The organism is Bacillus sp. GMa5/1 (genome assembly GCF_050172015.1).
Lineage (GTDB): Bacteria > Bacillota > Bacilli > Bacillales > Bacillaceae_G > Bacillus_A > Bacillus_A cereus.
In genome coordinates, this window is the sequence record NZ_JBNLYC010000003.1 from 28,174 (window position 1) to 53,123 (window position 24,950).

Genomic DNA, 24,950 nt, shown 5'->3' on the forward strand with positions numbered 1-24,950 from the left:
GTAGGGAGGTATTTCCATGGTAGAGAAAATGAATGAAGAAGTTATGGATTCAAAAGAATTACAAGTTGGTGACGTTGTTACAGGTTCTGTAACGAAGGTTGAAGAGAAACAAGTGCTTGTAAATGTTGGATACAAAACAGATGGCGTAATTCCAATTAGTGAATTAGCTAACGTTCATATTGAAAAAGCAAGCGATGTTGTAGAATTAGATCAAACACTAGAGTTGAAAATTATTAAATTAGAAGAAGATGATCTTGTCTTATCTAAACGTGCTGTTGATGCAGAAAAAGCATGGGTAGAACTACAAGAGAAATTTACTTCTGGTCATGTATTTGATGTTACTGTAAAAGATATTGTGAATGGCGGATTAGTTGTGGACCTTGGTGTTCGCGGTTTTATTCCAGCTTCACTTGTAGAAGTACATTATGTAGAAGACTTTACTGACTATAAAGGTAAAACATTAGCGGTGAAAATTGTTGAATTAGACCGTGAAAAAAATCGTGTAATCCTTTCGCATAAAGCGGTAGTAGAATTAGAACTAGATTCTAAGAAAAAAGAAGCAATTTCTTCATTAAAAGAAGGGGACGTTGTTGAAGGAACAGTACAACGATTAACTGACTTTGGCGCATTCGTTAATGTTGGTGGAGTGGACGGTTTAGTTCACATTTCACAAATTTCACACGAACGTGTAGAGCAACCTTCTGAAGTGTTAGAGCAAGGTCAAAAGGTTAAGGTAAAGGTGTTATCTGTTGATGCTGATACACAACGTATTTCTTTATCAATTAAAGCAGCTCAACCAGGACCTTGGGAAAACGTTGCTGGCGAAATAAAAGCTGGAGATATTCGTGAGGGAGTAGTAAAACGCCTTGTTACATTTGGTGCATTCGTTGAGATTTTACCGGGCGTTGAAGGACTTGTACACGTATCTCAAATTGCAAATCGTCACGTGAAAAATCCGAATGAAGTATTGGAAATGGGACAAGAAGTAAAAGTGAAAGTACTTGAAGTTCACGTAGCAGAGAAACGTATTTCTTTAAGTATAAAAGAAGCGCTTGAGGAAAATAATGTAACTGAAGATTATAGTCAGTATGAGCCAAATGCTGATTCTGCTACTTTCCAATTAAGTGATATTATTGGTGAACAACTGAAAAAATTAAAGAAATAATGAGGGGTACAAGTGGTAAGGGCAAAACGTAAATTAGATCATATTGAATACGCTCTTTCTACTGGTCAGTCTCGTACGCATGGCTTTCATGATATTGATTTTGTGCATCAAAGCTTGCCAAATTCAAATTATGACACAATAACATGTGAAACAAAAATCGGCGAACTTTCACTAAGTTCGCCGATTTTTATCAATGCGATGACTGGTGGTGGAGGAGAGAAAACGTTACATATTAATGAGCAATTAGCATATGTAGCGAAACATCATAACCTTGCTATGGCTGTAGGTTCGCAAATGGCGGCGTTAAAAGATGAAAGTGAAGCTGCTTCTTATAAGGTGATCAGAAAGGTAAATCCAAATGGTATTTTCTTTGCTAATTTAGGTAGTGAGGCAACTATCGAACAGGCAGAGCGTGCCGTTGATATGATTGAAGCGAATGCATTGCAAATTCATTTAAATGTCATACAAGAGTTAACGATGCCAGAAGGAGACCGTGATTTTACTGGAGTACTTCAGCGCATTGAGAAAATTGTTTTAAATAGTAAAGTTCCTATCATTGTAAAAGAAGTTGGATTTGGGATGAGTAAGGAAACAGTGCAGCAGTTAGCGAACGTAGGTGTAACAGCAATTGATATTGGTGGGCAAGGTGGTACGAATTTTGCTGCTGTTGAAAATGAAAGAAGACAGCGAATGCTTTCTTATTTTAATAACTGGGGCATACAAACAGCAACCTCGATTATTGAAGCAACCTCTACAAATAATAACCTCTCTTTTATTGCATCTGGGGGCATACAAACAGCGCTTGACGTAGCGAAAGCGATCGCATTAGGGGCGAATACAACTGCGTTTGCTGGTTACTTTTTACGTATTTTAATGCAAGATGGTATCGAGAAGTTAGTGGATGAAATTGAGCTTCTACATACAGATTTGAAATTTATAATGACAGCTCTTGGTGCGAAAACGATAGAAGAGTTGCAATCTGTACCTCTTGTTGTAAAGGGTGAAACGTATCATTGGTTAATGCAGCGTGGTATTGATACTGCGCATTATAGTAGGAGATAAAAAATCAACCGTTCGGTTGATTTTTTTTTTGTTCTATTCTTTTTCGTAATATAAAGTGGAGAAAGGAATTAGTATTATATAAAAATATCATTTCGTAAAAATTTCAATTGAAAAAGGGTTGAAAAATGTAGATGGTGTGTTGTCGAATTACTGGAGAGAACTTAATTTTTAATAGGAATAGGTGAAGATAAAAAGAAGTAGTGGGAGGATATAGTGTGTGAAATATTATTTCAATATAAATAGAAAACATTAAACTGATTATGTAAAAGACGGTTTCGTACAATATCGAAACCGTCTTTTTGCATTAATTAGTGCTGGTTTTGTTTTCGAGCCTGTTCTGGTGTATCAAGTCCAGTTGCACCTGGATATTGTAGTGATTGATCACGATCGGATTCAACGCGGCGTGATTCTCGTAGTTTTCGTTCTTGGCGATCTTTACCCATAATGAATAACACCTCCTTGTTAAAAGTGTTGCTGTTATAAGAAAAAACTATGCGTAAATAAAGTGGATTAACTTTCATAAAAAGTTCCCATAATGGAAAACATAGGAGGTGAAGTTGATGGATGGAAGTACTTTTTATTTTGTAGCTTGGATAGGGTGGATCATTGTAACCTTTTTTATGAAAAAGGACCTTATTCGGTGGAAGTTAGGCGCTTGTATACTGATTTTTATAATTTGCTCTCCGTTACATGTAACGATCGCCTCATTCGTGGTATCAGTAAATGCTCTTTTACTTTGTATTATTTCTTTTATAGGGATCACGCTATATTCTGTCTGGAAAAAATTATATAGCTTACTTTCGGCGCTTATTATTACAATGTTATATACAAGTTTTCATCTGTTAGAAATATATGATCCGATTTGGATTGTGGTGGATAGAGTGTTTCTGCTAAGTAGTGGTCTTGTGTATGCATCGGTGTTATTGCATGGAGATCGCATATTACGATTATGTTCTCTATATGTAGGGATGTTACAAGGAGAGCTGCTAGTGACATTTATTTTTAGGAAATTGAATTTTCCATATGATTACGGTAGTTTAGCATTTTTTGATATCGTCGCCATTTCTACATTATTCATGGCAATATTGTTTTGGATTGCAAAAGCATCAGTATACATGGAACGGTTTAAGAGAAAAACACGTAAAAGAAAGGCGAGGGTAATACATGACTGAATATACACCAGCCATTTTATGCGGCGTAATAGCGGGGACAGTTACAAGGGTGCTAATGCTTCGGACGGATACACGGCAATATCCGACGAGGCTACATGGGAAAATTATTCATATTGCAATGGGGTTAATTGCAGCTGCTTTAGGAGCGATTGCAATCCCGTCTATTTTGAAAAAAGATTTTTCTGCCATTACATTTCTTACATTAGCAGCGACACAATTTCGTGATGTACGTAATATGGAAAGAAATACGCTTCAACAATTAGATGGGTATGAGCTCGTACCGCGTGGAAATACATACATTGAAGGAATTGCATTGGTTTTTGAAAGTCGCAACTATTTGGCAATGTTAACGTCGTTTGCAACGACGTTTGCGTATATAGGATTCCGTTCATGGATTGCAGGAGTAATTATGGCTATAATCGCATTTTTTATTGCGAAAAAATTAATGTCTGGTAAAAGGCTACATGATCTTGTTGAAATTGAGCACGTTCCGCTTCGTTTTGAAGGAGCAGGGCTTTATATTGACAATATTTACATTATGAATATTGGATTGCCAGCAAGACAAGAAGAAATTATGAAATATGGTATGGGTTTTATTTTAAAGCCGAAATCAATTGATGCGATGGTTACAATCTCAAATTTAGGGCAACGACAAGCTATTTTACACGATGTTTCAGTAGCGTTAGGGATTTATAGAGATTCTGGTACACCAGCGCTTGTACCGTTAGCAAAGCGTGATTTAGAGGATGGCAGGGTTGGGATTTTTGTCCTGCCGCAAGATCAAGATGCAGAGAAAGCGATAGGTGTCATAGGAAATGTACCAACGTTAGAAAGTGCTGTCCATATGTCATCGGAAGCCCCGAAAGGAAGGGGAGATAAGAGATGATGTTAGAAAGCGTTATTCTGGCAGTTATAACAACGACTCCAGAAAAATTTGCAGGTGGTGCTCCTTTATTCGTTTGCGAATCGACAGAGGAACTAGAATTTGTTGCAAATAATTTAGAGGCAATTTTAGATGGCATTGCACATCGCTTACAAGAGAATGTATATATTATTGTGAAACATTAGCAACGTGTGTTATAATGTGAGGTGTTTTGATACGTTGAGAAATATTCTGGAATGCAAATCCCTTCTTGCACAAAGAAGGGTTTTTTACATAATAAACAGAAGCAAGTTGAAAGGATGAAAGTATATGCCGAAACCAGTAATAGCGATAGTAGGTCGCCCGAACGTAGGGAAATCTACTATTTTCAATAGAATTGTTGGAGAAAGAGTTTCAATCGTAGAAGATATTCCAGGTGTAACGCGCGATCGTATTTATAGCGCTGGAGAATGGTTAAATCATGAATTTAACATTATTGATACGGGCGGAATTGATATTGGAGACGAGCCGTTTTTGACACAAATTCGTCAACAAGCTGAAGTAGCAATTGATGAAGCGGATGTTATCATTTTTATGACAAACGGTCGTGACGGTGTAACAGCAGCTGATGAAGAAGTTGCAAAAATTTTATATCGTTCAAATAAACCGGTTGTACTTGCAGTAAATAAAGTGGACAATCCGGAAATGCGCAGTGACATTTATGACTTTTATGCATTAGGATTTGGCGAACCATTCCCAATTTCAGGTACACACGGATTAGGATTAGGTGACTTACTAGACGAAGCTGCACAACATTTTCCAAAGATTGAAGAAGACGGATATGATGAAGACACAATTCGTTTCTCTTTAATTGGACGTCCAAACGTAGGGAAATCATCACTTGTAAATGCTCTTCTTGGTCAAGAGCGTGTAATTGTTAGTAATGTAGCAGGAACAACTCGTGATGCTGTCGATACACCATATAGTAAAGATGGAAAAGATTATGTAATTATTGATACAGCTGGTATGCGTAAAAAAGGAAAAGTGTATGAAAGTACAGAAAAATATAGTGTACTTCGTGCGCTAAGAGCGATTGAACGTTCTGACGTTGTTTTAGTCGTTTTAGATGGTGAAGAAGGAATTATTGAGCAAGATAAAAAAATCGCTGGATATGCTCATGATTCAGGGCGAGCTGTTGTTATCGTTGTAAATAAATGGGATGCAGTGAAAAAAGACGAAAAAACAATGAAAGCATTTGAAGAAAATATTCGTGCTCATTTCCAATTCTTAGAATACGCACCAATTGTTTTCTTATCTGCAAAAACAAGAAAACGTACACAAACATTAATACCGGTTATCGATGAGGTAAATGAAAGTCATAGTATCCGTATTCAAACGAACGTATTAAACGATGTAATTATGGATGCGGTAGCGATGAATCCGACGCCAACTCATAATGGTAGCCGTCTGAAAATTTTCTATGCAACACAAGTTGCGGTAAAACCACCGACATTTGTTGTGTTTGTAAACGATCCAGAATTATTGCACTTCTCATATGAGCGTTTCTTGAAGAATCGCTTACGTGAATCATTTGGCTTCGTAGGAACGCCGATTCACATTATCGCTAGAGCAAGAGACTAATGGAGAGGATGTGATTTTATGACAAAAATCACAGTAGTAGGAGCAGGTAGCTGGGGAACAGCGTTAGCGATGGTATTAGCTGACAATGGACATGATGTACGTATTTGGGGAAATCGCCCAGAACTTATGGATGAAATTAATACGAAACATGAGAATAGTCGATATCTCCCAGGCATTACATTGCCAAGCACAATCGTAGCCTACTCTTCTTTAGAAGAAGCATTAGTAGATGTAAATACAGTACTGTTAGTAGTACCAACGAAAGCGTACAGAGATGTATTACAAGAGATGAAAGAAATTGTTACTGAACCAATTACTTGGATTCATGCGAGCAAAGGAATTGAACCTGGTACGTCAAAACGTATTTCGGAAGTGATTGAGGAAGAAATTCCAGAGCACTTAATTAAAGATGTTGTTGTACTGTCTGGACCGAGTCATGCTGAAGAAGTCGGTTTACGACAAGCGACAACAGTTACGTCTGCAGCAAAGCGTATGGAAGCGGCTGAGGAAGTACAAGATTTATTTATGAATAGTTATTTCCGTGTATACACAAATCCAGATATCGTTGGAGTTGAACTTGGTGGTGCGTTAAAAAATATTATCGCATTAGCTGCTGGTATAACTGATGGTCTTGGATTAGGTGATAATGCAAAGGCGGCATTGATGACACGTGGTTTAACAGAGATTGCTCGTTTAGGAAGAAAAATGGGCGGGAATCCGTTAACGTTTGCTGGTCTAACTGGTATGGGAGACTTAATTGTAACGTGTACAAGTGTTCATAGCCGAAATTGGCGCGCTGGAAATATGCTTGGAAAAGGACACTCTTTAGAAGAAGTGTTAGAAAGCATGGGTATGGTTGTGGAAGGTGTAAGAACAACGAAAGCTGCTCATGAATTGGCAGAGAAAATGGAAGTTGAAATGCCGATTACAGCTGCTTTATATGACGTGCTGTTCAATGGGAATAACGTAAAAGATGCGGTAGGCTCATTGATGGGGCGTGTTCGAAAACATGAAGTGGAAGCTATACCTGATTTACTGTAAAGAAAAGCGACAGAAGTACATTTGTACTTCTGTCGCTTTTTTATTTTTTGGGTCTTTTCACCATTTTTTCATTTTTGCATAGGATGAAGAGTAACTTGAGGAGAGGGTGAAAAGAATGGATAATAATATTTTTAATAATATTGAGAAGGAAGCGAAAGTAAATAAAGAGGATATTTTTAAATTAGCATCATCCGTGCAAAATGCGAATTTACGTGATGAAACTGTACTTCGTCAATTAATTCATCAAGTGGCTCTTATGGCGGGACGTGAAGTGCCGAAAGAGCAAGAGGATCAAATTGTAAAAGCGATTATTAATAATAATATGCCAACAGATTTTGGCTCGTTAAGCAAAATGTTTAAAAAATAAATTATGAGAAACAAAGAGTTTGTAGATTGCATATGATAGCCATGAAAGAATGGGAATAGAGCTGTTTTTGGGCATATTTGGTCAACCGAAGCGAGAGGTACAATCGCTTCGGTTTTATTTTTGCTTAGATTGGTGAAAAATGCTGGAAAACCTATTGATTAAAGTTATATATTCGCAATTTGTAGTAAAATGTTCTTTTTGTATTTGTTTAAAGATTTTAATTTGTTAAAATAGTATAAAAATAGATTGATAAAAAGGGGTGTGTATATGTCAGAAGGGCTTATGAAAATGTGGTTAGCTTTAGGGGCAATTGGATTTATGTTTTTTGCAGTAAGTTTTATTTTATTAAGTAGACATAAAATAAAGAATAAATTTTTGAAAGGGATTACAGCATTAGTAGCGTACACCCTTATGATTGTGTCAGGAATTGTTATTTTTCTTGTTGTATTTAGTGGACCTGTACAGCAGTAAATGGAATGGTCTCGAAAATACTACATACAGAGCAAATTAGATTAGTATGAAAAGGTGATGCTAGTGAAAAAATTACATATTATTTTAATATTTTGTTGTATGAGCCTTTTAACGGGGTGTCTGTATCCGAAAGAAAATATGAAGCAAAATGCGGTTCCTTATGAAGATCAGCTACAGGTTGTTCAAAAAGCTGTTGTGACATTTAAGGAGCAAAATGATGGGATATTGCCAATTAAGACGAGGGATATGAGTACACCTATTTATCAAAAGTATCCGATCGATTTTCAACAGATTGCCCCGCGTTACATACAAGAAGCGCCAGGGAATGCGTATGAAAGTGGAGGAGTATATCAATACGTATTAATAGACGTTGAAACAAATCCAACAGTAAAGTTAATTGATGTTAGGATGGCTGAACAAATTCAGGAACTATCTTTAAAGCTTAGGATGTATCGTGATGAACATCAATATCCACCTTTTAAAAAAGTAATTTCAGATGGTGTATATGAATTGGATTTCAAAAAACTAGGATATAAAGATGTGCCACAAGTGACAAGTCCATATTCTGGTAAAGGACTTCCTTTTGTAATTAATGAAAAAGGAGAAGTTTTTGTTGATTATAGAATCGACTTATATGACGCTTTGAAAAAAAATGAAGGGCAGTTTACGGAGGGAGAAGATATTCGAAATATACTTTCGAAAGGTTCCCCGTTTGTACCAGCTTATTCTTTACCGTACACAGTAAAGGATGGAGAACCAATTTTTTTAAAATGATAAGTCATGAACCTTTCTTTTAGTGAATAAGTTCTAGAAGAAAGGTTTTTTATGTTATACAACTTACGATGCAAACAAAAGATATTTTTTAATAGTCATATGAAATTGGACAAAATTATATGATATATTGTCCGAACTTCTAGAATACCATTATATTATATCAGATATTATAGGCAACGTTAGAGAAGGTATTAGTTGACTATAAACGCGGAATTATTCCCAAAAATTTTGAGGGAGGGAATCACTTGGAAAAGGTAGATATTTTTAAAGATATTGCAGAACGAACAGGCGGTGATATTTATTTTGGAGTTGTAGGAGCTGTTCGAACAGGGAAATCAACATTCATTAAAAAATTTATGGAACTTGTAGTTATTCCAAACATTGAGAATGAGTCTGACCGTCAAAGAGCGCAGGATGAATTGCCTCAAAGTGCTGCTGGTCGTACAATTATGACGACGGAACCGAAGTTTGTTCCAAACCAAGCGGTTTCTATCGAAGTAGATGAAGGACTTGAAGTGAATATTCGATTAGTAGATTGTGTTGGATATACGGTTCCTGGAGCGAAGGGCTATGAAGATGAGAATGGCCCACGCATGATTAATACCCCTTGGTATGAAGAACCTATTCCATTCCATGAAGCTGCAGAAATCGGCACGCGTAAAGTAATTCAAGAACATTCAACAATTGGTGTTGTAATTACAACAGATGGAACAATTGGTGAAATTCCAAGAAGAGATTATATAGAGGCAGAAGAACGCGTTGTAAATGAGTTGAAAGAAGTAGGAAAACCTTTCATTATGATAATTAATACGGTACAGCCGTATCATCCAGATACAGAGCAATTACGCCAAAGTTTATCAGAAGAATATGATATCCCGGTTATTGCAATGAGTGTGGAGAGTTTAAGAGAAACAGATGTATATAATGTACTTCGTGAAGCACTATTTGAATTCCCTGTATTAGAAGTGAATGTGAACCTTCCGAGCTGGGTAATGGTGCTAAATGAAGGGCATTGGTTGCGTCAAAGTTATCAAGAAGCAGTTCAAGAAACTGTGAAGGATATAAAACGTCTTCGTGATGTGGATCGCGTTGTTTGGCAGTTTAGTCAATATGAATTTATTGATCGAGCGAGCCTAGCTGGCATTGATATGGGGCAAGGTGTGGCGGAGATTGATTTATATGCGCCAGATGAATTATATGATCAGATTTTAAAAGAAGTAGTAGGAGTAGAAATTCGAGGGAAAGATCATTTATTAAAGCTTATGCTCGATTTATCTCATGCGAAAATAGAGTACGATCAAGTGGCGGATGCACTGCGTATGGTTAAGCAAACAGGATATGGTGTAGCAGCACCTGCATTAGCGGATATGAGCTTAGATGAGCCAGAAATTATTCGTCACGGTTCAAGGTTTGGTGTGAAGTTAAAAGCAGTAGCGCCATCTATTCATATGATTAAAGTAGATGTAGAGTCAACGTTTGAGCCGATTATTGGTACTGAAAAGCAAAGTGAAGAATTAGTTCGTTATTTAATGCAAGATTTTGAAGATGACCCGTTATCAATTTGGAATTCTGATATATTTGGACGTTCACTTAGCTCGATTGTTCGAGAAGGAATTCAAGCGAAATTATCTTTAATGCCAGAAAATGCTAGATATAAATTAAAAGAAACGCTAGAAAGAATTATTAATGAAGGATCTGGCGGATTAATTGCGATTATACTATAAGAAAAAATCCCTCTCACTGTAGAGGGATTTTTTGTTTTTTTGATTATAAAATAGAAAAATAAACAGTCATTATCTAATACATTGTTGTAAATTGTCAAGTTTCATCAGATTTTCACATTTTCAGAGTAACAATTTCCTTAAAAATATTGAATTATAAAGGAGAATCGTATAATATAGGCGTTGATAATGATTTATCTACATCTTTGTAGTATAGAATTTGCAAAAATTGCCTACAAATGAAAGTAAGACTCATTTTATGATCATTATACAGTCTTATCTTTGGGAGGAGGTGAATGGCATGAACAAGACAGATTTAATCAATGCTGTTGCAGAAGCAAGTTCCCTTTCTAAAAAGGACGCAACAAAAGCAGTAGACGCTGTTTTTGATTCTATCTTAGAAGCTTTAAAACAAGGTGATAAAGTACAACTGATCGGATTCGGTAACTTCGAAGTTCGTGAGCGTGCGGCTCGTAAAGGTCGTAACCCACAAACAGGTGAGGAGATTGAAATCGCTGCAAGTAAAGTACCTGCATTCAAACCTGGTAAAGCGTTAAAAGATGCGGTTAAATAATCCTTACATATTAGCAGGGAAGAAGAGTTTCCTTTTTGGGAACTCTTCTTTTTGCTTTTAAAAACATAAATATGCTAGAATGTGTTCGTATCACTTTTAGGTTTTCGGGAGGGCTAGCGGATGGCAAAAGTTAATTTAGAACAAATTGAACATGCAGTACGCCTTATTTTAGAGGCGATTGGGGATGACCCAAATCGTGAGGGAGTACTTGATACACCAAAGCGTGTTGCAAAAATGTACGCAGAAGTGTTCTCAGGTATGCATGAAGATCCGAAAGAGCATTTGCATAAAGTATTCGGAGAAGATCACGAAGAGCTTGTACTAGTAAAAGATATACCATTTTATTCGATGTGTGAGCATCATTTAGTTCCATTCTATGGAGTTGCTCACGTTGCATATATTCCGCAAGGTGGAAAGGTGACAGGGTTAAGTAAATTAGCTCGTACCGTAGATACAATTGCACGTCGCCCACAACTGCAAGAACGTATTACATCAACAGTAGCGAACTCTATTATGGAAGTACTAGAGCCTCATGGTGTAATGGTAGTAGTAGAAGCAGAACATATGTGTATGACGATGCGTGGTGTAAAAAAACCAGGTGCGAAAACAGTAACGACAGCAGTGCGTGGTGTGCTTGAAAATGATGCTGCAGCGCGCAGTGAAATTTTATCGTTTATTAAAACGAAGTAAAGAAAAGCGGGAAACTGCTTTTCTTTTTTTTTTTTAGTAAATAAATGATATAGTTTTAACTAGACAGAGTGAGATTAGAAAGATTGCTTACATGAATGGTAGGTGTAGCCAAGTTTTGGTTATAGAAAATAGAGTGTATGTGTTATAATAAGTTTTATGAATTAGAAAACAAGGGTGATTTTTTGTGTGTGACATCTACGGAGGGTATGCGGGTATAAAAGAAAAATTGATGGAGAAATTACGCCATCCTTACTTTATAAACTATATTGAAGAACCATTTATTGATGAAGAAAAGATAGCATTGTTATATGGTGCTTTAAAGAGTGCAAACTTACATATAGAACAAATTGAGCATTACGTAGTAACAATTATGCTTGTACAAATTGCGCTTGATACGCATGAAAGGGTATCAAATAAAGCAGGCGAGGAAGAGATTGAATTCCATAAATGTCGTCAATTAACAGTACTTGCAGGCGATTACTATAGTGGACTATATTATTATTTATTGTCTATGAATCGTGATATTGTTTTAATTCGTGCACTTGCTGAAGGAATTAAAGAGATAAATGAACACAAAATTATGTTATACCAAAAAGCGCATGAAACGACGGATGACATAATGAAAAGCATAGTAATGATTGAGTCTGCGCTCCTTCAAAAAACATGTGATCATTTTCAGTTATCACATTGGAAGCCATTTATCACATACGTATTAGGTGGAAATCGCCTTCAAAAAGAAATTCAATTGTATGCTGATAAGCAACATTCGCCTGTTTTTCAAGCTATGCAAGATGCTTTAGGGGATAAAGCAGAAGTAGTGATTAATGGTTGGATGAAGGAATTGAGAAAGAAAGAAAAAAATTTTTTAGAAAATCACACAGACATAAATGAAATAAATTCTGTGTTAAGGAATAAATAGAAGACATAAGCAATTTTACATTGGAAGAAGGTACGAGCATGCAACAATCAAAAGAAGAAAGAGTACATGACGTATTTGAAAAGATTTCTGATAAATACGATGTGATGAATTCTGTAATTAGTTTTCAAAGACATAAAGCGTGGCGTAAAGAAACGATGCGAATTATGGATGTACAACCAGGCAGTCAAGCGCTTGATGTATGCTGTGGAACCGCAGATTGGACAATTGCGCTAGCTGGAGCCGTAGGTGAACAAGGAAAGGTTGTTGGCTTAGACTTCAGTGAAAATATGTTATCTGTCGGTAAGCAAAAGGTAGAGGCGTTACAATTAAAACAAGTAGAACTTCTACATGGGAATGCAATGGAACTTCCGTTTGAAGATAATACGTTTGATTATGTGACGATTGGGTTTGGTTTACGTAACGTACCGGATTATATGCACGTATTAAAAGAAATGACGCGTGTAGTAAAACCAGGTGGAAAAGTAATCTGTTTAGAAACATCTCAACCAACAATGATTGGTTTTCGACAAGGGTATATTTTATACTTTAAATATATCATGCCGTTATTTGGAAAGATGTTTGCGAAAAGTTATAAAGAGTATTCATGGCTTCAAGAATCTGCTAGTACGTTCCCAGGGATGAAAGAATTGGCTCAAATGTTTGAGCAAGCTGGACTTGAACGTGTGCAAGTGAAACCATTTACTTTTGGGGTAGCAGCGATGCATTTAGGTATTAAACCAGAATCAAAATAGAAAAAAGAAGTTTTAGGTTAAGGTGAACAATATGAAGTTACAACTTATGTACTCTTTTTTACGATCGGATATTAATGTGATAGAAAAAGAATTAAAAAAGATAGTCGCTTCTGAACAGCCATTAGTAGAAGAGGCAGCATTACAGCTTATTGAAGCTGGTGGGAAACGAATTCGTCCTGTATTTGTGTTGCTTGCAGGGAAATTTGGAGATTATAAGTTAGATGCGATTAAGCATGTTGCTGTTGCGTTAGAACTTATTCATATGGCTTCTCTTGTTCACGATGATGTTATTGATGCTGCATTTTTACGACGCGGCAGTGCGACTGTGAATGCGAAATGGGGAGATCGTATTGCGATGTATACAGGGGACTATCTGTTCGCTAAGTCTCTTGAATGTATAACAAATATCGAAATTCCAGAGGCGCATCAAGCGTTATCACATACTATTTTAGAAGTCTGTAAAGGTGAAATTGAACAAATTAAAGATAAATACAATTATGACCAAAATTTAAGAACGTATTTAAGAAGAATAAAGCGAAAAACAGCATTATTAATTGCCGCGAGTTGTCAATTGGGAGCGATTGCTGCTGGTGCTAATCGTGATACGGTAAATCGTCTATTTTGGTATGGGTATTTTGTAGGAATGTCTTATCAAATTATTGATGACATTTTAGACTTCGTTTCTACAGAAGAGAAACTTGGAAAACCTGCTGGCGGAGATTTACTACAAGGGAATATTACACTTCCTGCTTTATATGCGATGGAAGATCCAGTACTTCGTCAGAAAATCACATCTGTACATGAAAATTCAACAGCAAGTGAAATACAAGAAATTATTGATGCTGTAAAAAATAGTACAGCAATTGATCAAGCATTTGCATTTAGTGAACGTTATTTACATAAAGCTTTAGAAATAATAAAACCACTCCCACGTGGAAAAGCAAAGTACGCATTACAAAATGTTGCAAAGTATATTGGAAAACGAAAATTTTAATGTTTATTCTAAAAAATAAAATAATCTCTCTATTTCAAAACTATTGCACAATTGTGATAAGGGTGATAATATGTGTGTGGGGATATACAATTACATACATAATTCAGAAGTGGAGAGATTTTTTATGGAAAAAACATTTCTAATGGTAAAACCAGACGGTGTACAACGTGCCTTCATTGGGGAAATTGTAGCTCGTTTTGAGAAAAAAGGCTTTCAATTAGTTGGTGCAAAATTAATGCAAGTCACTCCGGAAATTGCTGGACAACACTACGCTGAGCATAAGGAAAAACCTTTCTTTGGTGAGTTAGTAGACTTTATTACATCTGGACCTGTGTTCGCAATGGTATGGCAAGGTGAAGGTGTAGTAGATACAGCGCGTAACATGATGGGGAAAACAAGACCACATGAAGCAGCTCCTGGAACAATTCGTGGAGATTTCGGTGTAACTGTTGCGAAAAACATTATCCATGGTTCTGATTCTTTAGAAAGCGCAGAGCGCGAGATTGCTATTTTCTTTAAAGAAGAAGAATTAGTTGACTACTCAAAATTAATGAATGAATGGATTTACTAATTATTTTGAAATAATTTGTAAACGCTTTAATCACTGTGATAATAGTAAAAAGTGCAAGGAGAATAGGGGTATTCTTCTTGCACTTTTTTTATTTTCAGTTAGTTACGAAGTTTGAGCTGTTATGATATGTTGATATTTAAATTAGGCCTATCGGAAATATAGAATAAGAAAATGGTCGATTTATGATATAATTTCTTTAATATTTTTAGAATGATAAAAGTTAATATAGTGAGATAAATACATATACGAAAAGAGGAATAACGTATGCGATATATTACAGCTGGTGAATCTCATGGTCCACAACTTACAACGATTATAGAAGGTGTTCCGGCAGGATTGTCTTTAGTAGCAGATGATATAAACGAAGAGTTAGCTAGAAGGCAAAAGGGATATGGGCGCGGTAGACGCATGCAAATTGAAACGGATCAAGTGCAAATTTTAAGCGGTGTTAGACATGGAGAAACATTAGGTTCCCCTATTGCACTTGTTGTTGAAAATCGTGATTTTGCACACTGGACAAAAATTATGGGGGCGGAGCCTTTAACTGAGCAAGAAGAAAAAGAGATGAAAAGGAAAGTGACAAAACCAAGGCCTGGGCATGCTGATTTAAATGGTGCGATTAAATATGGTCATAGAGATATGAGGAATGTACTGGAACGTTCGTCAGCGCGCGAAACGACGGTGCGTGTTGCTGCTGGTGCGGTTGCTAAAAAGGTGTTAGCAGAACTTGGTATTAAAGTGGCGGGCCATGTAATTGAAATTGGCGGTGTACAAGCTAAGGAGATTACGTATAGTTCAATTGAAGAATTAAAGAGTATTACAGAAGCATCTCCTGTACGTTGCTTAGATGAAGAAGCTGGTAACCAAATGATGAAAGCGATTGATGATGCGAAAGCAAATGGTGATTCAATTGGTGGAATCGTTGAAGTAATTGTGGAAGGGATGCCAATTGGAGTAGGTAGCTACGTGCATTATGATCGAAAACTGGATGCGAAATTAGCAGCTGCAATTATGAGTATTAATGCTTTTAAAGGTGTCGAGATTGGAATTGGTTTTGAAGCAGCGCATAGACCAGGAAGTGAAGTTCATGATGAAATTCTGTGGGATGAGGAGCATGGATATACACGAAGAACAAATAATGCAGGTGGACTAGAAGGCGGTATGACGACTGGAATGCCAATTGTTGTGCGCGGTGTGATGAAACCGATACCTACACTTTATAAACCTCTTCAAAGTGTAGATATTGATACGAAAGAGCCTTTTACAGCGAGTATTGAACGTTCAGATAGTTGTGCAGTGCCAGCAGCTAGTGTCGTTGCAGAAGCGGTTGTGGCTTGGGAATTAGCGACAGCTTTAATAGAACAATTCGGATTAGATCGTATGGAACTAATTCGTGAAAATATTGAGAAACATAATGAATATGCGAGGGGATTTTAATGGGAAACATACATATTCAAACGAAATCAAAAGAATATGATGTACATGTTGGTAAAGAAGCGTTGTCAAACTTAACAACGATCGTTCAAAATATGCAGCCAGCGGTATCTAACGTAATGATCATTTCAGATGAAGCTGTTGCATCACTACATTTACAGACAGTTATCGATGCATTACAAGTAGAGCAGCACGTGTTTTCGTTTGTTGTACCAAGTGGCGAAAAAGAGAAGTCTTTCGAAAATTTCTATGCGGCTCATACGTCAGCTCTTGAAAATAAATTAGATAGAAATTCTTTAATTCTTGCACTTGGAGGCGGAATGATTGGAGATTTAGCTGGTTTTGTTGCTGCATCGTTTATGCGTGGTATTCGCTTTGTGCAGGTTCCGACAACTTTATTAGCGCACGATAGCGCAGTGGGTGGGAAAGTAGCGATTAACCATCCGTTAGGTAAAAATATGATTGGTGCATTCCATCAGCCAGAAGCAGTTGTATATCATACACCGTTTTTACAGTCTCTTCCTGAAAAAGAGTGGCGTTCAGGTTATGCAGAGGTGATAAAGCATGCTCTTATTGGTGATGTGGAGCTATACCATTGGTTAAAAGAAGAAGTGCAAACATTAGCGGATCTTCATGATGAGAAGTTAATCCATATATTAACGAAGGCGATTCCTGTAAAGGCAAATGTTGTGTCACAAGATGAAACAGAGAAGGGTGTACGTGCTCATTTGAACTTTGGACATACGTTAGGACATGCTCTTGAAAAAGAGCTAGGGTATGGAAATATTACTCACGGTGACGGTGTAGCGGTTGGAATGTTATTCGCCATATTTTTAAGTGAGCAAGTGTACAAGGTTGATCTTGCTTATGAAGATATGAAGCAGTGGTTCTTGAAATACGGCTATCCAAAAATGCCAAGGGATTTGAATGTAGAGCGCCTCGTTCAATTGATGAAACAAGATAAGAAAGCAAATGCAGGAGCAATTCATATGGTGCTTATGCAGGAATATGGGGTAGTGAATGTCGTATCTATTTCAGATGAGACTGTTCATATTGCGTTAGAGGCATTTCAAAAAGATATGGTTTAAAATGATAGCGAAGTGCTGTGAAGTGCTCATTTAGAGGTATTCTCGTAATAGTGACGGTTATGACAAAAGATTACAGTAAGGGGCTATAACCGTATTGTAATCAAATTGAATGAAATGACTGGGGGAAGAAAAATGAGAGTGAAAGAGCAATTGTTAACTTTGAGAGCGTATGTGCCTGGGAAAAACATTGAAGAAGTAAAAAGAGAATATGGTTTATCAAAAATTGTGAAATTAGCATCCAACGAAAATCCATTCGGTTGTTCAGCACGTGTGACAGAAGCATTAACTTCTTTAGCGAGCCAATATGCCCTTTATCCAGATGGATATGCCTTTGAACTTCGGACAAAAGTAGCGGAACATTTAGGTGTAAAAGCAGAACAACTACTATTTGGTAGTGGATTAGATGAAGTCATTCAAATGATTAGCCGAGCGTTACTACATGAAGGAACAAACGTTGTAATGGCGAATCCTACGTTTTCACAATATCATCACCATGCTGTTATTGAAGGAGCAGAAGTTCGTGAAGTATCACTTAAAGATGGTATTCATGATTTAGATGCAATGCTAGAGCAAGTAGATGAGAAAACGAAAATTGTATGGATTTGTAATCCGAATAATCCAACAGGTACATATGTTGAGAAACAAAAATTACTTTCATTTTTAGAATCAGTTCCTAAGTCGGCTCTCGTTATTATGGACGAAGCATATTATGAATACGCGGAAGCAGAAGACTATCCGCAAACATTACCACTTCTTGAAAAGTATGAAAATCTTATGGTTTTACGCACGTTTTCAAAAGCATATGGTTTAGCTGCTTTTCGTATCGGATATGCGATTGGGGATGCGAAGTTAATCGGACAGCTAGAAGTAGCTAGGTTACCATTCAATACATCAACTGTAGCCCAATCTGTAGCACTCGCTGCATTAGAAGATCAAGCCTTTTTACAAGATTGTGTGCAAAAGAATGCTGAAGGTTTAAATCAGTATTATGCATTTTGTAAAGAATATAACGTATTCTATTATCCATCCCAAACAAATTTCATTTTCTTAAAACTTGGTATACCGGGTAATGAAGCTTTCGAACGATTAATGAAAAAAGGATATATCGTTCGTTCTGGTGCTGCATTTGGTATCGATGATGGTATTCGTATTACTGTCGGTTTGAAGGAAGAAAATGATGAAATTATAGAGTTGCTGAAAGAGCTTGTAAATGAGCAAGTACAGAAAGAAGAAACATATTCTTAAGAGATTGTGAAGGCTCCTAGTATAGGAGCCTTTTTTATCGCATTCAAAATAAAGGTTGAAGACTGCTAATTAAGTCATTCTGTAAACCACGGTTTGTATGGCTCGATAATTAGTGAGAGAAGTTATTTGCACGGTCATAAAAGAAAGCGGTACAATAGAAGATGATGGTAAGGTATCGGTGTCATATCCGAACCTTTTGAACAATTAACTACTCTGTAAGAAGAAGTATAAGAAGAAGTATGCTCATTCTAAAGGTTGCGTTCTAACAGTGAGTTGCTTATGATAAATGAACAGAAGAGAATATTTTTTAGAATTAAAGGAGACGTTTATGCAAAAGTTTGAACAAGCTGTTTCATATATTGAAAATGGTGAAGCGGAAAAAGGATTACAATTATTAAAAGAACAATTAAAAATTGCGAATGATGAAGAGAAGTATGATATCGCTCGTTACTATCATACGCTTGGATTTACAGATGAGGCATTAGCAATTACTGAAGACTTACGTTTACTGTATCCAGAAGAAAGTGAATTCACTGTATTTTTAGCAGAATTATATATTGATCTAGATAAAGAAGATGAAGCGATTGAAGTGCTTCATGATATTCCAGAAAATGACGATTTATATGTTCAATCGTTATTACTTGTTGCAGATTTATTCCAAATGCAAGGTTTTGATGATGTAGCAGAGCAAAAACTATTAAAGGCGAAAGAAATGATGCCTGATGAACCTGTTATTACGTTTGGGTTAGCAGAATTATATAGTAGTAAAGGTGAAGAACAAAAGGCAATTACTTATTATGAATCGCTATTAGCGGAACATAAAGTAATGGGTGGTGTTGTGATCGCACTTCGCCTCGCAGAAACGTTAAGCGCGATCGGAAACTGGGAAGAAGCGATTTCTTATTATGAAGCAGGCCTAGAGGAACAAAAAGATATTCACTCATTATTTGGATATGCTTTTACATTATACCAAGGTGAAGAATATCAGAGAGCAATTGGTGCTTGGCAAGAACTAAAAGAATTAGACCCTGAGTACGCATCACTGTACATGTATTTAGCGAAAAGCTATGAAAAAGAAGGAATGCTTCAAGAAAGCTATGAAACGCTTCATGAAGGAATTAAAGTAGATGAGCTTTCAGTTCCATTTTATGTAGAGTTGGCGAACATTGCGGCGAAATTAGGGAAAATAGTAGAAGCAGAGGAAGTTCTTCAAAAAGCGCTTGAGTTAGATCCAGGGCATTTAGGTGCAACATTAAAATATGCATATATCTTAAAAGAACAAGAAAAGTACGAAGAGTTAATTGCAATTGTAGAGCGTGCTATTGATAGTGGAGAACCAGATACACAACTACTTTGGGATCTTGCGTATGCAAAAAAACAATTAGAAATGTATTCGGATGCATTAAAACACTATGAAAGTGCATATACTTCTTTTAAGAATCATCCAGACTTCTTAGAAGAGTACGGTTATTTCTTATTGGAAGAAGGAAAACGAAAAGAGGCGAAAGAAGTATTTACCCAGTTATTACAACTAGACCCGACACAAATTCATATTGAAGAATTGTTATATAATTTAGAGGATTTTTCATAAGTTGGAAGGAAACTGAATGCCGCTTCTTGAATCTAAAAAGAAAAGAGAAAGACAGAGGAGGGACTTAATTGCTATGAATACCCCTGTTTCTGTAAACGAGAAGAAGGATTTTGTAAAATGGTTTTTGAATAATTACCAACTGAAACAGCGTGAATGTGTATGGATTCTGAATTATTTAATGAGTCACGACCAATTGATGCATAAAGTCCACTTCGTAGAGCATGCAAAATATTGTCCGCGTGGCTTAGTGATGTCAGCGAATTGTGTGAAAGACACACCGTTTCACTTTTTTAAACAAAATGTTATGACAACAGATGCTGAAAAATCGTTTCATGATATTCGTTTAAATCGAGATGAGGATATTTATATTCAACTCAACTTTAAATCATCGTTTCAAAATGCGAATTATGTAGCTGTATTAGAAGAAAACCCATATCTACCAAAGCATATTGAAGTAAATGAAAAAGATCGTTTACTTGCAGAAAGGTTTTTGGAAGAAAGTGTATTTTCGTTTAGGAGAGAACGCCTTTTGAAACAAATTGATGAAGCGTTAGATAAGCAAGATAAGGAAGCGTTTCATAGATTAACGGCAGAGTTAAAGACTTTATAGAATTTATTTGGATTAATTAATTTTTACAAATTTCAGACTTTTATAAAGAAAAACTACCTATATTGGGTAGTTTTTCTTTTTTTACCTCTTTTAGTGTGGTTTAATATATATAAAGTGAAAGTTCTGTCATTTGCAAGTGAAGGAGGGAAGGGATTTGAAGTGGATTGTAAAAGATGTAGAACAGTTTGAGCAAGCAAGAGAGTATGTTGATACAGGAGTAATACCGCTGTTATCAATTTCGGCAGCAAAAGAAATGAAAATGGTTGTAGAACAAGGTGAATTTATCGAATTGTTGAGCACGGAATTGGAAAGAGAGTATAAAGGAAGAGTGCTTTTACTGCCTGCGTTTACGTATTTGGTAGAAAGTCAAAAGAATGAAAAAGGTCGTTTGCAAGAATGGACAAATCATTTACGAAGTGAAGGTTTTAAGCATATTGCTTATGTTACAAGTGATTTTTCATGGAAAGAGGATATGCAAGAGTTACAGGGAGATTTATTTTGGTTTCCTTCATTAGCGTTAGAACAATTTAGTGATCAAGCAAAAAGAGAAGTTATTCATGCGCATATAAAAAATATAATGGTGATGTTGGAAGAGAAATGGGGAAACTTGCAATAAACAGAAAGTTCTTATTATTATGAGTAGTATGATATTGACCTGTGCATGAGCGTATTATATCATGATAGTGTCCTAGTTTTTATTTTTTATATAATTTATCACGAGGGGACAATTTCTGATAGAGGGGGGAAATTTTCGTGAGCGACAAAGAACATCGCGTGTCAAGAAGACAATTTTTAAATTACACACTCACAGGGGTAGGAGGCTTTATGGCTGCCGGTATTTTAATGCCGATGACGCGATTTGCGCTTGATCCGGTGTTAAGAAAAGAAGCGGGAACAGATATGGTTGCTGTTGCGCAAGTAAAGGATATTACAACAGAGCCGAAGCGTTTCGATTTTAAAGTGAAGCAGGTTGATGGTTGGTACAAGTCTGAAGAACCAAAATCGGCTTGGGTTCATAAAGATGAAAGCGGAGACATTGTTGCGTTCTCTCCAGTATGTAAACATTTAGGATGTACAGTTAACTGGAATTCGGACAAAGCACATCCGAATCAATTCTTTTGCCCATGTCACGGGGGGCGTTATACAAAAGATGGGATTAACATTAAAGGTACGCCACCCCTTGCTCCGCTTGATGTGTACGAGTCTAAAGTGAAAGATGGAACGCTGTATCTAGGAAAAGCGAAGCCAAGAGGGGGTGCAAAGTAGATGTTAAATAAAATTTATGATTGGGTGGATGAAAGATTGGATATTACACCAATATGGCGTGATATCGCTGATCATGAAGTACCTGAACATGTAAACCCGGCACATCACTTTTCTGCATTCGTCTATTGCTTTGGAGGACTTACCTTTTTCGTTACTGTAATTCAAATTTTATCTGGAATGTTTTTGACGATGTATTATGTGCCTGATATTAAAAATGCTTGGGAATCAGTTTACTATTTACAAAATGAAGTTGCTTATGGGCAAATTGTTCGTGGTATGCACCACTGGGGTGCTAGTCTCGTAATTGTAATGATGTTTTTACATACACTCAGAGTTTTCTTCCAAGGTGCGTATAAAAAGCCCCGTGAGTTAAACTGGATTGTTGGTGTTCTTATTTTCTTTGTTATGTTAGGTCTTGGTTTTACCGGATATTTATTGCCGTGGGATATGAAAGCTTTATTTGCTACAAAAGTAGGGATTCAAATTGCAGAGCAAACACCGCTCATTGGTCCTTATATTAAAACATTACTCGCTGGTCATTCCGAAATTGTTGGCGCTCAAACATTAACTCGCTTCTTTGCTATTCACGTCTTCTTCTTACCAGCAGCACTTCTAGGTTTAATGGCCTTCCACTTCATCATGATTCGCAAACAAGGTATTTCCGGTCCACTATAAGAGATTGCTAAATTAAAGGGGAAAGAACTAAAGGAGGGAGATTATGCATCGCGGCAAAGGGATGAAGTTTGTAGGAGATTCTCGGGTACCAGTAGCTCGGAAACCAAATATTCCAAAAGACTATTCTGAATACCCAGGGAAAACAGAAGCATTTTGGCCGAACTTCTTGTTAAAAGAATGGATGGTTGGTGCAGTTTTTTTAATCGGTTATTTATGTTTAACAGTGGCGCATCCGTCGCCGCTTGAGAGAATGGCGGACCCAACAGATGCTGGATATATACCACTTCCAGATTGGTATTTCTTATTCTTGTATCAGTTATTAAAGTATTCGTATGCTTCCGGTTCATTTACTGTAATTGGAGCATTTATTATGCCAGGGATTGCGTTTGGAGCATTACTGTTAGCTCCATTTCTTGATCGAGGTCCAGAAAGACGTCCATTGAAGCGTCCTGTGGCAACTGGATTTATGCTTTTAGCAATTGCATCGATTATCTTTTTAACTTGGGAATCTGTAGCACACCACGACTGGGAAGCTGCAAAAAAACAAGGAGCAATTGTAAAAACAGCGCCAGTTGATAAAAATGATGATGGCTATAAATTAATGCAAAAAAATACTTGTTTAACATGTCATGGTGACAATTTACAAGGCGGGGCAGCAGCACCGGCACTGCAAAACTTAACTTTAAAGCCAGAAGAAATTGCTAAAATTGCGAAAGAGGGAAAAGGTTCAATGCCTAAAGGTGTATTTAAAGGTACGGATGAGGAACTGAAGAAGCTTTCGGAATTCGTTGCAAAGTATAATAAAAAATAATAAAAAGCTGACTACAAAATTTGTAGTCAGCTTTTCTATTTAGTTGGATGAAGTTTGTTATAATAGAGTAGGATTTAATGAATGAATTACTTTGCTTGAAAGGTGTTGGACATACGGATTGGTGTACTTGTATGCAATGTTAAGACAACGCTCGGTATTATTATTTTTATTAATTGTTAACATATTAGGTACAATTTACGGATTTATATGGTACGGAAATCAATTGAAAGAAACGTCACCTATATTTTGGCCGTTTGTACCAGATAGTCCTATGGCGAGTCTCTTTTTTGTCTTTGTTTTAATTGCTTTTTTGGCAAAGAGAAACTGGGGATTAATAGAAGCGTTAGCGATTGTAACTTTAATAAAATATGGTATTTGGGCTGTTGTTGTAAACGGGATTATGATTTACGTAAAAGGGCCTATTGGCCTTATGGGCTACATGTTAATGCTTTCGCACTTTGCGATGGCAGTACAAGGATTTTTATATGCTCCATTCTATCGTATAAAAAAATGGCATTTTATAGTAGTAGCTGTGTGGACGTTGCATAACGATGCAATTGATTATTTATTTTGGCAAATGCCGCGATATGGAATTATGCATTTGTTTGTAGAGGAAATTGGTTATTTTACGTTTTGGTTAAGTATTGCTGTACTATGTATTACATATTATTGTTGCTTACGTGAGCAAAGGAAACAATTTTCTTTATGATGGTTAGAACATTTAGGGGGAGAACATGGAGAAAAATAAGAGTGGTACAAAAATATTGGATCGATTGATTACTTTAGTTGTTTCATATAGCATAGCATTTTCTATTTTTGCACTCGCAACAACGGCAGTTGTCTATGGAAAATGGCTGTATTATTTTGAAATTGATTTTTTAAATATTCCTGATTTAGCGGATATGACGAAGGATGAAATTAAAAGAAATTACGATGTGCTTATTACATATTTATCCCCGTTTTATGACGGAGCATTACATTTGCCAACATTAGATATGTCCACAAATGGCCGTATTCATTTTGTAGATGTTAAAAATATTTTAGTAAAGATTCAATATGTGATGTATGCGACAATTATGATTGCAGTGATAGGCGGAATTTATTTATTAAAAAAGAAAAATGAAAAGTTTTTACTGCACGGATCGATTTTAACAATCATTTTTCCGATAGCGCTTATGTTACCAATTGCTATTAATTTTGAAAAGAGTTTTGTATTATTCCATAAACTTTTATTTAGTAATGATTATTGGGTTTTTGATCCTGAAAAAGATCCAATTATATTAATGTTACCAGAAGAGTTCTTTATGCATGCTGCGTGTGCTATTTTATTATTCATTTTAGGTGGTAGTATACTTTGTTACAGTTTATATCGATATTTCGTAAAAAAGAAAAGGATGTCACAGAAAAAATTCTCTGCTTAAAGAGAATTTTTTTCTTTGTAAAATGATAATATA

At 36.3% G+C, this 24,950-nt stretch carries 29 protein-coding genes; 28 read left to right on the plus strand and 1 reads right to left on the minus strand.

Features of this window, described 5'->3' with window-relative positions:
• Nucleotides 1–16 precede the first annotated feature (16 nt).
• Together rpsA and ACQGSG_RS01275 are read left to right on the plus strand one after the other, a co-directional pair.
• Nucleotides 17–1,165 carry a 30S ribosomal protein S1 gene (rpsA, locus tag ACQGSG_RS01270; RefSeq protein WP_000229559.1) on the plus strand — a complete coding sequence of 383 codons (1,149 nt, stop codon included), beginning with the start codon at nt 17–19 and terminating at the stop codon, nt 1,163–1,165.
• 12 nt (nt 1,166–1,177) lie between these two features.
• Nucleotides 1,178–2,227 carry a type 2 isopentenyl-diphosphate Delta-isomerase gene (locus ACQGSG_RS01275; RefSeq protein ID WP_000251037.1) on the plus strand — a complete coding sequence of 350 codons (1,050 nt, stop codon included), beginning with the start codon at nt 1,178–1,180 and terminating at the stop codon, nt 2,225–2,227.
• Between the two features lie 308 nt (nt 2,228–2,535).
• On the opposite strand, the gene ACQGSG_RS01280 is transcribed toward ACQGSG_RS01275, so the two are convergent.
• Nucleotides 2,536–2,670 carry a YpzI family protein gene (locus ACQGSG_RS01280; protein ID WP_000513900.1) on the minus strand — a complete coding sequence of 45 codons (135 nt, stop codon included), beginning with the start codon at nt 2,668–2,670 and terminating at the stop codon, nt 2,536–2,538.
• A 117-nt stretch (nt 2,671–2,787) separates the two neighbouring features.
• On the opposite strand from ACQGSG_RS01280, the gene ACQGSG_RS01285 reads away from it, so the two are divergent.
• The 26 genes from ACQGSG_RS01285 (at nt 2,788) to ACQGSG_RS01410 (ending at nt 24,917) form a co-directional block, all read left to right on the plus strand.
• Nucleotides 2,788–3,399 (plus strand): YphA family membrane protein, encoded by a 612-nt coding sequence (locus tag ACQGSG_RS01285; RefSeq protein ID WP_325842234.1) that lies wholly within the window; start codon nt 2,788–2,790, stop codon nt 3,397–3,399.
• Nucleotides 3,392–4,285 carry a YIEGIA family protein gene (locus ACQGSG_RS01290; protein WP_000141596.1) on the plus strand — a complete coding sequence of 298 codons (894 nt, stop codon included), beginning with the start codon at nt 3,392–3,394 and terminating at the stop codon, nt 4,283–4,285. Before ACQGSG_RS01285 ends, ACQGSG_RS01290 begins: the two co-directional genes overlap by 8 nt.
• Nucleotides 4,282–4,467, plus strand: a complete 186-nt coding sequence (locus tag ACQGSG_RS01295; RefSeq protein WP_000979059.1) for a capping complex subunit for YIEGIA — start codon at nt 4,282–4,284, stop codon at nt 4,465–4,467. The genes ACQGSG_RS01290 and ACQGSG_RS01295 overlap by 4 nt, the downstream gene beginning before the upstream one ends.
• A gap of 124 nt (nt 4,468–4,591) precedes the next feature.
• The gene (gene der, locus ACQGSG_RS01300; protein WP_001125893.1) at nt 4,592–5,902 is read left to right on the plus strand and encodes a ribosome biogenesis GTPase Der; all 1,311 of its coding nucleotides are present in this window, start codon (nt 4,592–4,594) and stop codon (nt 5,900–5,902) included.
• An 18-nt stretch (nt 5,903–5,920) separates the two neighbouring features.
• Nucleotides 5,921–6,943, plus strand: coding sequence for an NAD(P)H-dependent glycerol-3-phosphate dehydrogenase (locus ACQGSG_RS01305; RefSeq protein ID WP_000161763.1), 1,023 nt, complete (start codon nt 5,921–5,923; stop codon nt 6,941–6,943).
• Between the two features lie 115 nt (nt 6,944–7,058).
• Nucleotides 7,059–7,310, plus strand: coding sequence for a stage VI sporulation protein F (locus ACQGSG_RS01310; RefSeq protein ID WP_000369754.1), 252 nt, complete (start codon nt 7,059–7,061; stop codon nt 7,308–7,310).
• A 267-nt stretch (nt 7,311–7,577) separates the two neighbouring features.
• Nucleotides 7,578–7,781 (plus strand): DUF2768 domain-containing protein, encoded by a 204-nt coding sequence (locus tag ACQGSG_RS01315; protein ID WP_001289004.1) that lies wholly within the window; start codon nt 7,578–7,580, stop codon nt 7,779–7,781.
• A gap of 63 nt (nt 7,782–7,844) precedes the next feature.
• Nucleotides 7,845–8,555 carry a hypothetical protein gene (locus tag ACQGSG_RS01320; RefSeq protein ID WP_000733112.1) on the plus strand — a complete coding sequence of 237 codons (711 nt, stop codon included), beginning with the start codon at nt 7,845–7,847 and terminating at the stop codon, nt 8,553–8,555.
• Nucleotides 8,556–8,800: 245 nt separating this feature from the next.
• The gene (gene spoIVA / locus ACQGSG_RS01325) at nt 8,801–10,279 is read left to right on the plus strand and encodes a stage IV sporulation protein A (RefSeq protein ID WP_000416519.1); all 1,479 of its coding nucleotides are present in this window, start codon (nt 8,801–8,803) and stop codon (nt 10,277–10,279) included.
• Between the two features lie 298 nt (nt 10,280–10,577).
• Entirely contained in the window at nt 10,578–10,850 is a 273-nt protein-coding gene (locus ACQGSG_RS01330) for an HU family DNA-binding protein (RefSeq protein WP_001043860.1), read from the plus strand.
• 120 nt (nt 10,851–10,970) lie between these two features.
• On the plus strand, nt 10,971–11,540 hold the full coding sequence (folE, locus tag ACQGSG_RS01335) for a GTP cyclohydrolase I FolE (protein WP_001151482.1): 570 nt from the start codon (nt 10,971–10,973) through the stop codon (nt 11,538–11,540).
• Nucleotides 11,541–11,724: 184 nt separating this feature from the next.
• Nucleotides 11,725–12,459 carry a heptaprenyl diphosphate synthase component 1 gene (locus tag ACQGSG_RS01340; RefSeq protein ID WP_000332845.1) on the plus strand — a complete coding sequence of 245 codons (735 nt, stop codon included), beginning with the start codon at nt 11,725–11,727 and terminating at the stop codon, nt 12,457–12,459.
• Nucleotides 12,460–12,497: 38 nt separating this feature from the next.
• The gene (menG, locus tag ACQGSG_RS01345; protein WP_001187674.1) at nt 12,498–13,211 is read left to right on the plus strand and encodes a 2-heptaprenyl-1,4-naphthoquinone methyltransferase; all 714 of its coding nucleotides are present in this window, start codon (nt 12,498–12,500) and stop codon (nt 13,209–13,211) included.
• A 31-nt stretch (nt 13,212–13,242) separates the two neighbouring features.
• A complete protein-coding gene (gene hepT, locus ACQGSG_RS01350) occupies nt 13,243–14,205 on the plus strand; it encodes a heptaprenyl diphosphate synthase component II (protein ID WP_214631793.1) in 963 nt (320 codons plus the stop codon).
• 124 nt (nt 14,206–14,329) lie between these two features.
• Complete coding sequence (gene ndk / locus ACQGSG_RS01355; protein WP_000415883.1) at nt 14,330–14,776, plus strand: nucleoside-diphosphate kinase; 447 nt, start codon at nt 14,330–14,332, stop codon at nt 14,774–14,776.
• Between the two features lie 264 nt (nt 14,777–15,040).
• Nucleotides 15,041–16,213: a chorismate synthase gene (aroC, locus tag ACQGSG_RS01360; RefSeq protein ID WP_001269386.1), complete on the plus strand. Its 1,173-nt coding sequence runs from the start codon at nt 15,041–15,043 to the stop codon at nt 16,211–16,213.
• On the plus strand, nt 16,213–17,298 hold the full coding sequence (gene aroB / locus ACQGSG_RS01365) for a 3-dehydroquinate synthase (protein WP_000526812.1): 1,086 nt from the start codon (nt 16,213–16,215) through the stop codon (nt 17,296–17,298). Before aroC ends, aroB begins: the two co-directional genes overlap by 1 nt.
• A 132-nt stretch (nt 17,299–17,430) precedes the next feature.
• The gene (gene hisC / locus ACQGSG_RS01370) at nt 17,431–18,543 is read left to right on the plus strand and encodes a histidinol-phosphate transaminase (protein ID WP_001264023.1); all 1,113 of its coding nucleotides are present in this window, start codon (nt 17,431–17,433) and stop codon (nt 18,541–18,543) included.
• A 328-nt stretch (nt 18,544–18,871) separates the two neighbouring features.
• Nucleotides 18,872–20,134, plus strand: coding sequence for a tetratricopeptide repeat protein (locus tag ACQGSG_RS01375; RefSeq protein ID WP_001168671.1), 1,263 nt, complete (start codon nt 18,872–18,874; stop codon nt 20,132–20,134).
• A 73-nt stretch (nt 20,135–20,207) separates the two neighbouring features.
• On the plus strand, nt 20,208–20,744 hold the full coding sequence (locus tag ACQGSG_RS01380) for a ReoY family proteolytic degradation factor (RefSeq protein ID WP_001095925.1): 537 nt from the start codon (nt 20,208–20,210) through the stop codon (nt 20,742–20,744).
• A 154-nt stretch (nt 20,745–20,898) separates the two neighbouring features.
• Nucleotides 20,899–21,360 (plus strand): YpiF family protein, encoded by a 462-nt coding sequence (locus tag ACQGSG_RS01385; protein WP_058839489.1) that lies wholly within the window; start codon nt 20,899–20,901, stop codon nt 21,358–21,360.
• A 137-nt stretch (nt 21,361–21,497) separates the two neighbouring features.
• Nucleotides 21,498–22,010, plus strand: coding sequence for a menaquinol-cytochrome c reductase iron-sulfur subunit (gene qcrA, locus ACQGSG_RS01390; protein ID WP_001280593.1), 513 nt, complete (start codon nt 21,498–21,500; stop codon nt 22,008–22,010).
• On the plus strand, nt 22,011–22,685 hold the full coding sequence (qcrB, locus tag ACQGSG_RS01395; RefSeq protein ID WP_000932700.1) for a menaquinol-cytochrome c reductase cytochrome b subunit: 675 nt from the start codon (nt 22,011–22,013) through the stop codon (nt 22,683–22,685).
• Between the two features lie 43 nt (nt 22,686–22,728).
• On the plus strand, nt 22,729–23,496 hold the full coding sequence (qcrC, locus tag ACQGSG_RS01400) for a menaquinol-cytochrome c reductase cytochrome b/c subunit (protein ID WP_000554603.1): 768 nt from the start codon (nt 22,729–22,731) through the stop codon (nt 23,494–23,496).
• A gap of 118 nt (nt 23,497–23,614) precedes the next feature.
• Complete coding sequence (locus ACQGSG_RS01405) at nt 23,615–24,205, plus strand: DUF1405 domain-containing protein (RefSeq protein ID WP_141553288.1); 591 nt, start codon at nt 23,615–23,617, stop codon at nt 24,203–24,205.
• 25 nt (nt 24,206–24,230) lie between these two features.
• Nucleotides 24,231–24,917, plus strand: a complete 687-nt coding sequence (locus ACQGSG_RS01410; RefSeq protein WP_000414377.1) for a TIGR01906 family membrane protein — start codon at nt 24,231–24,233, stop codon at nt 24,915–24,917.
• Nucleotides 24,918–24,950 lie beyond the last annotated feature (33 nt).

Excerpts from the sequence above, each read along its gene's own strand:
- qcrC (WP_000554603.1), top strand. The coding sequence starts at position 22,729 with ATGCATCGCGGCAAAGGGATGAAGTTTGTAGGAGATTCTCGGGTACCA.
- ACQGSG_RS01295 (WP_000979059.1), top strand. The coding sequence starts at position 4,282 with ATGATGTTAGAAAGCGTTATTCTGGCAGTTATAACAACGACTCCAGAA.
- ACQGSG_RS01290 (WP_000141596.1), top strand. The coding sequence starts at position 3,392 with ATGACTGAATATACACCAGCCATTTTATGCGGCGTAATAGCGGGGACA.
- aroB (WP_000526812.1), top strand. The coding sequence starts at position 16,213 with ATGGGAAACATACATATTCAAACGAAATCAAAAGAATATGATGTACAT.
- hepT (WP_214631793.1), top strand. The coding sequence starts at position 13,243 with ATGAAGTTACAACTTATGTACTCTTTTTTACGATCGGATATTAATGTG.
- qcrB (WP_000932700.1), top strand. The coding sequence starts at position 22,011 with ATGTTAAATAAAATTTATGATTGGGTGGATGAAAGATTGGATATTACA.
- rpsA (WP_000229559.1), top strand. The coding sequence starts at position 17 with ATGGTAGAGAAAATGAATGAAGAAGTTATGGATTCAAAAGAATTACAA.
- ACQGSG_RS01375 (WP_001168671.1), top strand. The coding sequence starts at position 18,872 with ATGCAAAAGTTTGAACAAGCTGTTTCATATATTGAAAATGGTGAAGCG.
- menG (WP_001187674.1), top strand. The coding sequence starts at position 12,498 with ATGCAACAATCAAAAGAAGAAAGAGTACATGACGTATTTGAAAAGATT.
- ACQGSG_RS01310 (WP_000369754.1), top strand. The coding sequence starts at position 7,059 with ATGGATAATAATATTTTTAATAATATTGAGAAGGAAGCGAAAGTAAAT.
- ndk (WP_000415883.1), top strand. The coding sequence starts at position 14,330 with ATGGAAAAAACATTTCTAATGGTAAAACCAGACGGTGTACAACGTGCC.
- hisC (WP_001264023.1), top strand. The coding sequence starts at position 17,431 with ATGAGAGTGAAAGAGCAATTGTTAACTTTGAGAGCGTATGTGCCTGGG.
- ACQGSG_RS01315 (WP_001289004.1), top strand. The coding sequence starts at position 7,578 with ATGTCAGAAGGGCTTATGAAAATGTGGTTAGCTTTAGGGGCAATTGGA.
- der (WP_001125893.1), top strand. The coding sequence starts at position 4,592 with ATGCCGAAACCAGTAATAGCGATAGTAGGTCGCCCGAACGTAGGGAAA.
- ACQGSG_RS01280 (WP_000513900.1), bottom strand. The coding sequence starts at position 2,670 with ATGGGTAAAGATCGCCAAGAACGAAAACTACGAGAATCACGCCGCGTT.
- aroC (WP_001269386.1), top strand. The coding sequence starts at position 15,041 with ATGCGATATATTACAGCTGGTGAATCTCATGGTCCACAACTTACAACG.
- ACQGSG_RS01285 (WP_325842234.1), top strand. The coding sequence starts at position 2,788 with ATGGATGGAAGTACTTTTTATTTTGTAGCTTGGATAGGGTGGATCATT.
- ACQGSG_RS01380 (WP_001095925.1), top strand. The coding sequence starts at position 20,208 with ATGAATACCCCTGTTTCTGTAAACGAGAAGAAGGATTTTGTAAAATGG.
- ACQGSG_RS01330 (WP_001043860.1), top strand. The coding sequence starts at position 10,578 with ATGAACAAGACAGATTTAATCAATGCTGTTGCAGAAGCAAGTTCCCTT.
- folE (WP_001151482.1), top strand. The coding sequence starts at position 10,971 with ATGGCAAAAGTTAATTTAGAACAAATTGAACATGCAGTACGCCTTATT.
- ACQGSG_RS01410 (WP_000414377.1), top strand. The coding sequence starts at position 24,231 with ATGGAGAAAAATAAGAGTGGTACAAAAATATTGGATCGATTGATTACT.
- ACQGSG_RS01305 (WP_000161763.1), top strand. The coding sequence starts at position 5,921 with ATGACAAAAATCACAGTAGTAGGAGCAGGTAGCTGGGGAACAGCGTTA.